Source organism: Streptomyces sp. NPDC034084 (assembly GCF_055575535.1).
In genome coordinates, this window is sequence record NZ_JBVISK010000004.1 from 666,656 (window position 1) to 679,754 (window position 13,099).

Genomic DNA, 13,099 nt, shown 5'->3' on the forward strand with positions numbered 1-13,099 from the left:
TGGTCAGCGCGCCAGCCACTCGTTCGTGTAAGTGTCGATCTCGGTGGCGATCCTGGCCTTGCCGGCGGCGTCCAGGAACGAGGCCTCCACCGCGTTCTTGGCGAGAGCGGCGAGACCGCGCTCGTCGAGGCCGAGAAGACGGGCGGCGACGGCGTACTCGTTGTTGAGGTCCGTGCCGAACATCGGCGGGTCGTCGCTGTTGATCGTGACCAGGACACCCGCGTCGACCATCTGCCCGATCGGGTGCTCGTCGAGGGTCGCCACGGCCCGGGTCGCGATGTTCGAGGTGGGGCAGACCTCCAGGGCGATGCGGTGCTCGGCCAGGTACGCCAGGAGCTGGGGGTCCTGGACGGAGCTGGTGCCGTGGCCGACGCGCTCGGCGCCCAGCTCGCGGATCGCGTCCCAGACGGTCTCCGGGCCGGTCGTCTCGCCCGCGTGCGGGACGGAGTGCAGACCGGCCGCGCGGGCCAGGTCGAAGTACGGCTTGAACTGCGGGCGCGGCACACCGATCTCCGGGCCGCCGAGACCGAAGGAGACCAGGCCCTCCGGGCGCAGCCCGTCGGTGGTGGCGAGCCGCGCGGTCTCCTCGGCGGAGACGAGGCCGGCCTCGCCGGGGATGTCGAAGCACCAGCGCAGGATCGTGCCGAACTCGGCCTCGGCGGCCTTGCGGGCGTCCTCGATCGCCGCCATGAAGGCGCGCTCGTCGATGCCGCGGCGGGTGGAGGAGTACGGGGTGATGGTGAGTTCGGCGTAGCGGATGTTCTGCCGGGCCATGTCCCGGGCGATCTCGAAGGTCAGCAGCCGGACGTCCTCGGGGGTGCGGACGAGATCGACGACCGACAGGTAGACGTCGATGAAGTGCGCGAAGTCCGTGAACGTGAAGTAGTCGGCGAGTGCCTCCGGGTCCGTGGGGACCTTGGAGTCGGGGTGCCGGGCCGCGAGCTCGGCGACGATCCGGGGCGAGGCCGAGCCGACGTGGTGGACGTGCAGCTCGGCTTTGGGGAGGCCCGCGATGAAGGGGTGGAGATCGGTCATCGGATCATCGTAGGCCGGGCGGTTCCCCCGCAGGGGTGAGGTCGTAACATGGCGTGACCACGATGGGGGAGGCTCATGTCCGACAATCGAGACCAGGCGCGGGGCGGGTACGACCCGACGGACCCGTGGGCTCCGCCGAACCGCGACGGGGTGGAACTGAGCAAGCCGGCGACGCCGTCGCCCTCGCCGGTGCACGACCAGCCGACCATGACGTCCTTCCCGGCGGCGCCGGGAGCCCCGGCCGGGGACGTCCCGCCGCCTCCGGTCGCGCCCGGCGGCCCGGCGGCCACGCCCGGATACGGCTACCCGGCGGCCGGCTCCGGCGGCTACGGCTACCCGGCGGCCACGACCCCGCCGGCGTCCCCGGCCGCACCGGGGTACGGCTACCCCGGCGGGTACGGATCGGGGTACGGCCAGCCGGGCTGGCAGCAGGCCCCGTCCAACGGCATGGGCACGACGGCGATGGTGCTCGGCATCATCGCGGTCGCGGGTTTCTGCATGTACGGCCTGGGCGTGATCCTCGGCATCCTGGCCCTGATCTTCGGCATCATCGGCCTGAAGAAGGTCGGCCGGGGCGAGGCGACGAACCGGGGCATGGCGATCGCGGGCATCGTCCTCGGCTCGATCGGCACGCTGGTGAGCGCGGTCTTCCTGGGGTTCATCATCTGGGCGATCTCGCAGGAATCCTCGTCCTTCGAGGACTCCTCCGACGACCCGTTCGGCTCGGTCCTGCAGATCGAGCGGGACGGCCGCTGACCTTCGCCGGGGCCCCGCACCGACCGGTGCGGGGCCCTCGGCATGTCAGGCGGCGCGCAGCCGCTCCCGCGCCTCCATCAGGGCGAAGCCCAGCAGGTTGAGCCCGCGCCAGCGGGCCGGGTCGTGGGCGGCGGGGTCGTCCGCGGCGAGCCCGATGCCCCAGACGCGGTCCAGCGGGCTGGCCTCCACCAGTACGCGCTCGCCCGTGCCCAGGAGGTAGGCGCGCAGGGCCTCGTCCGAGGAGAACTTGTGGACGCTGCCCTCCACGACGATCCCGAAGCGCTCCCGCTCCCAGACCGCGTCGTCGAAGCCCCGCACCAGCCGGCCCGCCTTCTTGGCCTCCGCAGGCGTACGGGCGGTCAGCGCGGCCCGCTCGGCGTCCGCGTCCCGGAAGAGGCGGGCCTTGGCCGCCATCATCCAGTGCTCGGCGGTCGCGTAGAGCACGCCGTCGACCGTGAACGGCGCCGGCCACCACTGGCTGAGACAGCTCGCCGACAGGCGCCCGTCGGGGTGCGGGCGGTGCCCCCAGAAGTGCAGCCACTTCACCCGGTCACCCCTGGTGACCTGCTGCGTCAGCTCTTCGATCTTGGTCATGCATGCGAGTCTGGCATCCGCCACGGACACTCCGTACGGAGATATTCCGGGCGCCTCGACACATGGTCGACCGATTCCGTCGCGTAACCAAAAGGCAACAACGGAATCACTTGTTGGACCGGTGTCCCCATGTCAGGATCGGCACTCAATTCGAGCTGGAACAACGGAGAGCGTCATGAGCAACCGCTTCCAGGTGACGGACCGCTTCGCGGACGGCGCGCAGTACATCGGCGGAAGGCTCCGCGCCGGAACCTCGGGACAGGAACACAGCGTGATCGACCCGGCGACGGGCGAGAGCGTGCTCACCTACGCGCTCGCCTCCACCGCCGACGTCGACGAGGCCGTCGCCGCCGCCAAGGCCGCCTTCCCCGGCTGGGCGGGGGCCACCCCGGGCGAGCGCTCCGACGCCCTGCACCGCCTCGCGGGCGTCCTCGCCGACCGGGCCGAGGACATCGCCCGGGTGGAGTCGCTCCAGTGCGGCAAGCCGCTCAAGCTCACCACCGAGTTCGACGTGCCGGGCACCATCGACAACGCCGCGTTCTTCGCGGGGGCTGCCCGCCACCTCCAGGGCCAGTCGGCCGCCGAGTACAGCGGCGACCACACCTCGTACATCCGGCGCGAGCCGATCGGCGTCGTCGGCTCCATCGCGCCCTGGAACTACCCCCTCCAGATGGCCGCCTGGAAGATCCTCCCGGCGATCGCCGCCGGCAACACGATCGTCCTCAAGCCGGCCGAGCTGACCCCCCTGACCTCGCTGATGTTCGCGCAGGCGGCGAAGGAGGCCGGCATCCCCGACGGGGTGATCAACATCGTCAGCGGCTCCGGGCGGGTCGTCGGCGAGCACCTCGTCGGCCACCCCGACGTCGTCATGACCTCCTTCACCGGCTCCACCCCGGTCGGCAAGCGGGTCGCCGAGGTCGCCACCGCCACCGTGAAGCGGCTCCACCTCGAACTCGGCGGCAAGGCGCCCTTCCTCGTCTTCGACGACGCGGACCTGGAGGCCGCCGCCCACGGCGCCGTCGCCGCCTCCCTCATCAACAGCGGCCAGGACTGCACCGCCGCCACGCGCGCGCACGTCCAGCGCCCGCTCTTCGACGCCTTCACCGCCCGGGTCGCCGAGCTCATGGAGACCGTCCGCGTCGGCGACCCCTTCGCGCCGGACACCGACCTCGGGCCGCTCGTCAGCCACCGCCACCGCGACAGCGTCGCCGGCTTCGTCGAGCGCGCCCGCGGCTACGCCACCGTCGTCACCGGCGGCGAAGCCCCTGGTGGCGAGCTCGCGAAGGGCGCATACTACCGACCCACCCTGATCACCGGCGCCGCGCAGGACAGCGAGGTCGTGCAGTCGGAGATCTTCGGTCCGGTCCTGGTGGCCCTGCCCTTCGACAGTGACGACGAGGGCATCCGGCTCGCCAACGACACGCCCTACGGCCTCGCCGCCTCCGCGTGGAGCCGAGACGTCTACCGGGCCAACCGTGCCACGCGGGAGATCAAGGCGGGATGCGTGTGGGTCAACGACCACATCCCGATCATCAGCGAGATGCCCCACGGCGGCACCAAGGCCTCCGGTTACGGAAAGGACATGTCGGCGTACTCCTTCGAGGAGTACACGCAGGTCAAGCACGTGATGTTCGACAACACCGCGGTGGCGGCCAAGGACTGGCACCGCACGATCTTCGGGGACCGATAGCAACCCGCCGCCCGACCAGCGGCCCACCCCTCCCGAAAGGGCACAGCGCATGGAGCAGTACGAGCCCGACAGCCTGTCCGCCGCGCAGCTGGCGGCGATACGGCGCAGCATGACGAGCGGCCGGGGCGCCCTCAGCCGCCGTTCGATGCTGCGCGCGGGCGGCGTCGGCGCGCTCACGGTCGGCGGTCTCGCCGGCCTGAGCGCCTGTGGCATCCCGCCGGCCAAGCGGGAGGGCCAGGGCCCCGCGTCCACCGACGTCTCGGCCAAGGAGAAGACCCTCGCCTTCTCCAACTGGACCGAGTACATGGACGTCAGCGAGGACGAGAAGTCCCGCCCGACCCTGGAGGCGTTCACCGAACGCACCGGGATCAAGGTCAAGTACACCGAGGACATCAACGACAACGTCGAGTTCTTCGGCAAGATCAAGCCGCAGCTCGCGGCCGGCCAGGACACCGGCCGCGACCTGATCTGCGTCACCGACTGGCTCGCCTCCCGCATCATCCGGCTCGGCTGGGCGCAGAAGCTCGACCCGGCCAACCTCCCCCACGCGTACGCGAACCTGTCCGCCCAGTTCCGCAGCCCCGACTGGGACCCGGGCCGGTCCTACTCGTACCCGTGGACGGGCATCTCCACCGTCATCGCGTACAACGCCAAGGCGACCGGCGGCAAGAAGGTCGACTCGGTCACCCAGCTCCTCGACGACCCCTCGCTCAAGGGCCGCGTCGGCTTCCTCACCGAGATGCGCGACTCCGTCGGCATGACCCTCCTCGACATGGGCAAGGACCCGGGGAACTTCACCGACGCCGACTACGACGCGGCGATCGGGCGCCTCCAGAAGGGCGTCGACAAGAAGCAGATCCGCCGTTTCACCGGCAACGACTACACCTCCGACCTGGACAAGGGCGACATCGCGGCCTGCCTCGCCTGGGCCGGTGACATCATCCAGCTCCAGGCGGACAACCCGGACATCAAGTACTCCATCCCGTCCGCCGGTTACATCACCTCCAGCGACAACCTGCTCGTCCCCGCGCAGGCCCGGCACAAGACGAACGCCGAGAAGCTCATCGACTACTACTACGAGCTTCCCGTCGCCGCCCAGCTCGCCGCGTACATCAACTACGTCTGCCCCGTCGACGGGGTGAAGGACGAACTCGCCAAGATCGACCCCGAGCTCGCGAACAACACGCTGATCCTCCCGGACAAGGCCATGGCCCGGAAGTCCCACGCCTTCCGCTCGCTCAGCAGCGCCGAGGAGACGGCGTACGAGGAGAAGTTCGCCAAGCTCATCGGCGCCTGAGTCCGGCCTCGTCCACCACTCTCACTCCCTGGGACAGCAACCCATGACTGACAAGACTGCTCACACTGGAAAGAACACGGGCGGCGGCGACGTCCGTCTCACCGGGATCAGCAAGACGTACGGCTCGTTCACCGCCGTCCACCCGCTCGACCTCACCGTCCCGCAGGGCTCCTTCTTCGCCCTGCTCGGCGCCTCCGGCTGCGGCAAGACCACCACGCTGCGGATGATCGCCGGCCTGGAGGACCCGAGCACGGGCAGCGTCTTCCTCGGCGACAAGGACGTCACCGACCTCCCGCCGTACAAGCGGCCGGTCAACACCGTCTTCCAGTCCTACGCGCTCTTCCCGCACATGGACATCTCCGAGAACATCGCCTTCGGCCTGCGCCGCCGCGGCATCAAGTCGGTGAAGAAGCAGGTCGACGACATGCTGGAGCTCGTCCAGCTCGGCGACAAGGCCCGGCACAAGCCGCACCAGCTCTCCGGTGGCCAGCAGCAGCGCGTCGCCGTGGCCCGCGCGCTCATCAACCACCCGCAGGTGCTGCTCCTCGACGAGCCGCTCGGCGCCCTCGACCTCAAGCTGCGCCGCCAGATGCAGCTGGAGCTCAAGCGGATCCAGACCGAGGTCGGCATCACCTTCGTGCACGTCACCCACGACCAGGAGGAGGCCATGACGATGGCCGACCAGGTCGCGGTGATGAACGCCGGCCGGGTCGAGCAGCTCGGCGACCCCGCCGACCTCTACGAGAACCCGCAGACCACCTTCGTCGCCAACTTCCTCGGCACCTCGAACCTGATCGAGGCCGAGGTCCTGGAGACCGGCTCCGAGGTGCTCGTCACGGCCGGCGGCGGCAGGCTCCGCGTCCCGGGCGACCGCTGTACCCCCGCCGTCCGCCAGGGCGGCAAGGTGCTCGTGGGCGTCCGCCCCGAGAAGATCTCGCTCGCGCACGCCGACGACGCGGGTTCGATCGCCGACGGCCGCAACCGGGTGACCGGCCGGATCGTCGACTCCTCGTTCATAGGCGTCTCCACCCAGTACGTGGTGAACTCGCCGGCGGGCGCGGAGCTCCAGGTGTACGAGCAGAACGTCGACAGGCGTGCGGGACTCCTCCCGGGGGCGGAGGTCGTCCTGCACTGGAACCCGGCCCACACCTTCGGCCTCGACGCGACGCAGGACATCGACGCGGGTGTCGAGACGGTGGAGGACTCCCTGTGAGCGACGCACGCGAGGCCACCGGCCCGCAGCCGACGACGATGTCCGCACCTCCGCGCCTCGCGGGCGGAGAAGCGAACGAAAAAGGTGCAGCATGACCGCGACCCTGGCCAAAGAGGCGACTCCGACAGAGGAACCGGTTCCGCGCAAGCCCTCCGCCCGTAAGCGGCTCGTCCCGTACTGGCTGCTGCTGCCCGGCATCATCTGGCTGGTCGTCTTCTTCGCGCTGCCGATGGTCTACCAGGCCTCGACCTCGGTGCAGACCGGCTCCCTGGAGCAGGGCTTCCAGGTCACCTGGCACTTCCGGACCTACTGGGACGCCTTCCAGGAGTACGTGCCGCAGTTCGTCCGCTCCCTGCTGTACGCCGGGACCGCGACCCTGCTCTGCCTGCTGCTCGGCTACCCGCTGGCATATCTGATCGCCTTCAAGGCCGGCCGCTGGCGGAACCTGCTCCTCGTCCTCGTCATCGCGCCGTTCTTCACCAGCTTCCTCATCCGCACGCTGGCGTGGAAGACGATCCTGGCGGACGACAGCGTGGTGGTCGAGGCGCTCAACGCCCTTCACTTCCTGGACGTCACGAGCTGGCTCGGCTGGACCGAGGGCGACCGCGTCCTCGCCACCCCGATGGCGGTCGTCTGCGGTCTCACGTACAACTTCCTGCCCTTCATGATCCTGCCCCTCTACACCTCCCTGGAGCGGATCGACGGCCGGCTGCACGAGGCCGCGCAGGACCTGTACGCCTCCCCGGCGACCACCTTCCGCAAGGTGACCTTCCCGCTGTCGATGCCCGGCGTCGTCTCCGGCACCCTGCTCACCTTCATCCCGGCGAGCGGTGACTACGTCAACGCCGAACTGCTCGGCTCGACCGACACCAAGATGGTCGGCAACGTCATCCAGTCGCAGTTCCTCCGGGTCCTCGACTACCCGACGGCGGCCGCGCTCTCCTTCATCCTCATGGCGATCGTGCTGGGCATGGTCACCGTCTACATCCGCCGTGCCGGAACGGAGGACCTGGTCTGATGCGCTGGATACGACGCAACCTCGTCGTCATCGCGGGCCTGCTGACGCTCGCGTACATGATCGTGCCGAACCTCGTGGTGATGGCGTTCTCCTTCAACAGGCCGAAGGGACGCTTCAACTACTCCTGGCAGGAGTTCTCGCTCGACGCCTGGAAGGACCCCTGCGGCGTCGCCGACATGTGCCAGTCGCTGTCGCTGTCGCTCCAGATCGCCGCCTGGGCCACGCTCGGCGCGGTCCTGCTCGGCACGATGATCGCCTTCGCCCTCGTCCGCTACCGCTTCCGGGCGCGCGGCGCGATCAACTCGCTGATCTTCCTGCCGATGGCGATGCCCGAGGTGGTCATGGCCGCCTCGCTCCTCACGCTCTTCCTCAACATGGGGATCGAGCTGGGCTTCTGGACGGTCCTGATCGCCCACATCATGTTCTGCCTGTCGTTCGTCGTGACGGCGGTCAAGGCCCGGGTCATGTCCATGGACCCGCGCCTGGAGGAAGCCGCGCGCGACCTCTACGCGGGACCCACGCAGACCTTCCTGCGGGTGACCCTGCCGATCGCCGCGCCCGGCATCGCCGCCGGCGCGCTGCTCGCCTTCGCGCTCTCGTTCGACGACTTCATCATCACCAACTTCAACGCGGGCTCCACCGTCACCTTCCCCATGTTCGTCTGGGGCTCGGCGCAGCGCGGAACCCCCGTTCAGATCAACGTCATCGGCACCGCGATGTTCGTGCTCGCGGTACTGATGGTCGCGGCCGGGCAGATCATCTCGAACCGGCGCAAGAAGACAGCAACGGCCTGAGCGGACACCCCTCAGGCACCGAAGGAGTTGGAAACCATGGCCCCAGTCGCCATGCGTCTCGCTGCACAATCTCTCTCCGACGCCCAGCCCGTCCCCTTCTGGCTGGAAGACCCCGGCAAGCCCGGAGCCCTGCCCGCCCTCACCGGCACCGAGACCTGCGATCTCCTCGTGGTCGGCGGCGGCTACAGCGGACTGTGGACCGCGCTCCTCGCCAAGGAGCGCGACCCCTCCCGGGATGTCGTACTGATCGAAGGCCGCGAGGTGGGCTGGGCCGCCTCGGGCCGCAACGGAGGCTTCTGCGCCGCCTCCCTCACCCACGGCTTCGGCAACGGGCTCGCCCGCTGGCCGGACGAGCTGCCGCGGCTGGAGCGGCTCGGCGAGCGCAACCTCGACGCCATCGAGGAGACCGTCGCCCGCTACGCGATCGACTGCGACTTCGAGCGCACCGGCGAGATCGACGTCGCCACCGAGCCGTACCAGGTCGAGGAACTGACCGAGGTGTACGGGGAGCTCGACCGGCTCGGACTCGCCGGCGGCGTCGAACTGCTCGACCGGGACGCCGTACGGGCCGAGGTCGACTCGCCGACCTTCCTCGGCGGCATGTGGGACAAGCGCGGGGTCGCCATGCTCCACCCCGCCAAGCTGGCCTGGGGCCTGAAGCGGGCCTGCCTCGACCTGGGCGTACGGATCTTCGAGAACACCCCCGGGCTGCGGCTGGTCCCGGTGGGTGCCGGGATGGGCGTGCGCACCCCGTACGGCAAGGTCGTCGCCCGCCGGGTCGCGCTCGGCACCAACGTCTTCCCGTCGCTGGTCAAGCGCGTCCGGCCGTACACGGTCCCGGTCTACGACTACGCCCTGATGACCGAGCCGCTCAGCCCGGAGCAGCTCGCCTCGATCGGCTGGAAGAACCGGCAGGGGCTCGGCGACTCCGCGAACCAGTTCCACTACTTCCGGATCACCGCCGACCACCGCATCCTGTGGGGCGGCTACGACGCCGTCTACCCGTACGGCGGCAAGGTCACCGCCGAGATGGACCACCGCCCGGAGACGTACCTCAAGCTCGCCGAGCACTTCTTCCGCTGCTTCCCGCAGCTGGAGGGGCTCCGCTTCAGCCACGCCTGGGGCGGCGCGATCGACACCTGCTCGCGCTTCTCGGCCTTCTTCGGCACGGCCCACCAGGGGAAGGTGGCGTACGCGGCCGGGTTCACCGGTCTCGGCGTCGGCGCCACCCGCTTCGGCGGGGACGTGATGCTCGACCTGCTCGCGGGGGAGCGCACCGAGCGCACCGAACTGGAGATGGTCCGCTCCAAGCCGCTGCCGTTCCCGCCCGAGCCGGTCGCCTGGGCCGGCATCGGCATCACCAAGTGGTCCCTGGCCCGCGCCGACGAGAACGGCGGGCGGCGCAACCTGTGGCTGAAGGCCATGGACCGGCTCGGCCTGGGCTTCGACAGCTGAGACGTTCGTGTGACACAGGTCACAGCGGGCGAATACGGGAACCCGCGTAAGAGAAGCCCCCGTACCCGCTCTCTCCGTGTGGACAGCGTGTCCACACGGAGAGGAGATCGTCGCGATGACTGGTACGGGGGCCTCGGGCGTCAAGGCCGCGGTGGAGTGGCTGGTCTCGGTCGCACCGGATCCCGAGGCCTGCCGGTGGGAGTGGGAGCGCAACCCCCACGGGGTCGCGCTGCTCCCAGCCGGCAGGCGCTGGGACGTGCTGATCCTGCCGGGAGAGCTCGGCCACCCCACGCTCGACGTCCTGACCCGGCTCGTGGACCGGCCGGGACCGGTCCTGGCCGACTTCGGCGACGCGCGGATGGGCTTCTTCGTCCCGCCGGGAACCGTCGCCCGCTGGCTCGGCACCGGAGTGCGCGGCGCGGGCTCGGGCACCTGGATCGTCGTCCCGTACCCGGGGCGGGTGACCGGCGCGGCGCACTGGCTGGTGGCGCCGGACGGCCTGGGCACCCTCACCGACGCCTCGCTCCTGGAGCTGGCGATGCACGAGGCGGCGGCTCAACTGGCCCGGGAGCAACGGGGGGAGGGCGCGGTCTGACCGGACCCCCGGCGGGCGGGAGAATCACGACCGCTCGACGCCCGAAGACGTACAGAGGTCTTGACCACTCGATTGGTCTGGACCATGCTGTGGCGCGCTCCACCTCGATTCCCCCACCCCCGGAGGCAGTTGTGGACCGCACCAGACCCCTCACCCTGCTGTTGGCGGGCTCCCTCGCAGCCGGCGGCCTCCTCGCGCTCACCCCCGCCGCCCAGGCCGCCGACACCGAACTCGCCCGCAACGGCGGCTTCGAAGCCGGCCTCGACGGCTGGAGCTGCACGGCGGGCAGCGGCGCCGCCGTCCCCTCACCCGTGCACGGCGGGACGAAGGCGCTCCAGGCCACCCCGGCCGGCAGCGACAACGCCAAGTGCTCCCAGACCGTGACGGTGAAGCCCAACTCCACCTACACGCTCAGCGGCTGGGTGCGCGGCAGCTACGTCTACCTCGGCGCCTCCGGCACCGGCACCACCGACGTCTCCACCTGGACGGGCTCCGCCCCCGACTGGCAGAAGCTCACGACCTCCTTCACCACGGGCGCCTCGACCACCTCGGTCACGATCTACACCCACGGCTGGTACGGCACCCCCGCCTACCAGGCCGACGACCTCTCCCTCTACGGCCCCGGCGGCGACCCGGTCCAGCTCCCCGCCGCCCCCACCGGCCTCACGGCCGGCTCGCCGACCGCCACCTCCGTGCCGCTCAGCTGGACCCCGGTCTCCGGCGCCACGTCCTACCACGTCTACCGGGGCGCGGCGAAGGTCCTCACGGTCACCGCCCCCTCGGCCACCGTCTCCGGTCTCACGGCCTCCACGTCGTACACCTTCCAGGTCACCGCCGTGAACAGCGCCGGCGAGTCCCCGAAGTCGGCCGCCGTGACCGCGACCACGGCCTCCGGCGGCGGAGGCGGGGGCGGCGGCCTGCCCGCACACGCCCTCGTCGGCTACCTCCACGCGAGCTTCGCCAACGGCTCCGGCTACACGCGCATGGCCGACGTCCCCGACTCCTGGGACGTCATCGACCCCGCCTTCGGCGAACCGACCTCGGTGACCTCGGGCGACATCCGCTTCAGGCTCTGCCCGGTCAGCGAGTGCCCCGACGTCGAGTCCGAGGCCGACTTCAAGGCCGCGATCAAGGCCAAGCAGGCCGCGGGCAAGAAGGTCCTCATCTCCATCGGCGGCCAGAACGGCCAGGTGCAGCTCGCCACCACCGCCGCCCGCGACACCTTCGTCTCCTCCGTCTCGAAGATCATCGACGAGTACGGACTCGACGGCCTCGACATCGACTTCGAGGGCCACTCGCTCTCGCTCCAGACCGGCGACACCGACTTCCGCAGCCCGACCAGCCCGGTCGTCGTCAACCTGATCCAGGCGGTCAGGACCCTCAAGGCCAAGTACGGCGCGAAGTTCGTCCTGACGATGGCCCCGGAGACCTTCTTCGTCCAGCTCGGCCACCAGTACTACGGCTCGGGCCCCTGGGGCGGCCAGGACCCGCGTGCGGGCGCCTACCTCCCGGTCATCCACGCCCTGCGCGACGACCTGACCCTGCTCCACGTCCAGGACTACAACTCGGGCTCCATCATGGGTCTCGACAACCAGTACCACTCGATGGGCGGCGCCGACTTCCACATCGCGATGACCGACATGCTCCTCACCGGCTTCCCGGTCGCCGGCAACACGGACCGCTTCTTCCCGGCCCTCCGCCCCGACCAGGTCGCCATCGGCCTCCCCGCCTCCACCCAGGCGGGCAACGGCCACACCGCCCCGGCCGAGGTGAACAGGGCCCTCGACTGCCTCACGAAGAAGACGAACTGCGGCACCTACCAGCCCCACGGCACCTGGCCGGCCCTGCGCGGCCTGATGACCTGGTCGATCAACTGGGACCGCTACAACCAGTGGGCGTTCTCGAAGAACTTCGACACGTACTTCGGGAACGCCGCCGGCTAGCCACCGCCTCGCGCGGCGAGCAGCGGCCAGCGCAGAAGCGGGAGGCACAGGGCGAGGGAGGCGAGGACGTCGAGGGGCCAGTGGAAGCCGCGCAGGATCAGGCCCGCTCCCGTCACCGCCGTCAGCAGGACGGCGACGGGGACGAGACGGCTCGACACCAGGTACGCCGCGCCGAAGTACGCGACCATCGCGGTGGCCGTGTGCCCCGAGGGGTAGTAGCCCTGGGCCCAGGGCTCCAGGGGGCCGGGGCGGGCCGTCCACTCCTTGAGGGGGACGACCAGGAGCGGTACGGCGGCCATGGCGAGTCCCGCGTACAGGGCGGGGAGCCGTCGGCCGCGCCACACCGCGTACGCCATCGCGCAGGCCAGGACCGGGAGGGCGACCGCCATGTCGCCGAGGTCGGAGGCGAGCTCGCTCAGCGAGCGGGGGACCGTGTCCACCAGGGAGCGGGACACCCGCTCGTCGAACCTGGCCAAGGGGCCGTGGACGAGCACCTGCCAGGTCACGACGGCGAGGGCGACGAGCGCCGAGAAGAGAGCCGGCCGCCCTGGAACAGGGGGGGTGGTTCCAGGGCGGCCGAGGGGATCGGGCTGCCGCGCGCCCCGGGGGGTGTGGGGCGGGCGGCCATCCGATCGGTGAGGAGTTCCGGAGCATGAAGCTCCAGGGGTGTGCGCGACGGCACGGTGTGGACGGGGCTGGGGAGGCTCCG

General features: G+C 70.5%; 12 protein-coding genes. 9 read left to right on the forward strand and 3 right to left on the reverse strand.

Going from position 1 to position 13,099, the window contains the following annotated elements; genetic code table 11:
• Window positions 1–3 precede the first annotated feature (3 nt).
• Window positions 4–1,035 (reverse strand): adenosine deaminase, encoded by a 1,032-nt coding sequence (locus ACZ51I_RS18185; RefSeq protein WP_468876705.1) that lies wholly within the window; start codon window positions 1,033–1,035, stop codon window positions 4–6.
• 75 nt (window positions 1,036–1,110) lie between these two features.
• Here ACZ51I_RS18185 and ACZ51I_RS18190 point away from each other — a divergent pair, with 75 nt between their 5' ends.
• Window positions 1,111–1,791: a DUF4190 domain-containing protein gene (locus ACZ51I_RS18190; protein ID WP_468876707.1), complete on the forward strand. Its 681-nt coding sequence runs from the start codon at window positions 1,111–1,113 to the stop codon at window positions 1,789–1,791.
• Window positions 1,792–1,836: 45 nt separating this feature from the next.
• On the opposite strand, the gene ACZ51I_RS18195 is transcribed toward ACZ51I_RS18190, so the two are convergent.
• Entirely contained in the window at window positions 1,837–2,385 is a 549-nt protein-coding gene (locus ACZ51I_RS18195; RefSeq protein ID WP_468876709.1) for an NADAR family protein, read from the reverse strand.
• Window positions 2,386–2,560: 175 nt separating this feature from the next.
• Between ACZ51I_RS18195 and ACZ51I_RS18200 the strand changes: the two genes are divergently transcribed.
• The 8 genes from ACZ51I_RS18200 (at window position 2,561) to ACZ51I_RS18235 (ending at window position 12,390) form a co-directional block, all read left to right on the forward strand.
• Complete coding sequence (locus ACZ51I_RS18200) at window positions 2,561–4,075, forward strand: gamma-aminobutyraldehyde dehydrogenase (protein ID WP_468876711.1); 1,515 nt, start codon at window positions 2,561–2,563, stop codon at window positions 4,073–4,075.
• Window positions 4,076–4,124: 49 nt separating this feature from the next.
• Complete coding sequence (locus tag ACZ51I_RS18205; protein ID WP_468876713.1) at window positions 4,125–5,372, forward strand: ABC transporter substrate-binding protein; 1,248 nt, start codon at window positions 4,125–4,127, stop codon at window positions 5,370–5,372.
• 43 nt (window positions 5,373–5,415) lie between these two features.
• Entirely contained in the window at window positions 5,416–6,585 is a 1,170-nt protein-coding gene (locus tag ACZ51I_RS18210; protein WP_468876715.1) for an ABC transporter ATP-binding protein, read from the forward strand.
• A gap of 91 nt (window positions 6,586–6,676) precedes the next feature.
• The gene (locus ACZ51I_RS18215; protein WP_468876716.1) at window positions 6,677–7,603 is read left to right on the forward strand and encodes an ABC transporter permease; all 927 of its coding nucleotides are present in this window, start codon (window positions 6,677–6,679) and stop codon (window positions 7,601–7,603) included.
• A complete protein-coding gene (locus ACZ51I_RS18220; protein WP_468876718.1) occupies window positions 7,603–8,397 on the forward strand; it encodes an ABC transporter permease in 795 nt (264 codons plus the stop codon). Before ACZ51I_RS18215 ends, ACZ51I_RS18220 begins: the two co-directional genes overlap by 1 nt.
• 36 nt (window positions 8,398–8,433) lie before the next feature.
• Window positions 8,434–9,852 (forward strand): NAD(P)/FAD-dependent oxidoreductase, encoded by a 1,419-nt coding sequence (locus ACZ51I_RS18225; RefSeq protein ID WP_468876720.1) that lies wholly within the window; start codon window positions 8,434–8,436, stop codon window positions 9,850–9,852.
• A gap of 115 nt (window positions 9,853–9,967) precedes the next feature.
• Window positions 9,968–10,447 carry a bifunctional DNA primase/polymerase gene (locus ACZ51I_RS18230; protein WP_468876722.1) on the forward strand — a complete coding sequence of 160 codons (480 nt, stop codon included), beginning with the start codon at window positions 9,968–9,970 and terminating at the stop codon, window positions 10,445–10,447.
• A 131-nt stretch (window positions 10,448–10,578) separates the two neighbouring features.
• Window positions 10,579–12,390 (forward strand): chitinase, encoded by a 1,812-nt coding sequence (locus ACZ51I_RS18235; RefSeq protein WP_468876724.1) that lies wholly within the window; start codon window positions 10,579–10,581, stop codon window positions 12,388–12,390.
• Here the strand turns inward: ACZ51I_RS18235 and ACZ51I_RS18240 are convergent.
• Complete coding sequence (locus ACZ51I_RS18240; RefSeq protein WP_468876725.1) at window positions 12,387–12,896, reverse strand: phosphatase PAP2 family protein; 510 nt, start codon at window positions 12,894–12,896, stop codon at window positions 12,387–12,389. The genes ACZ51I_RS18235 and ACZ51I_RS18240 overlap by 4 nt on opposite strands.
• Window positions 12,897–13,099 lie beyond the last annotated feature (203 nt).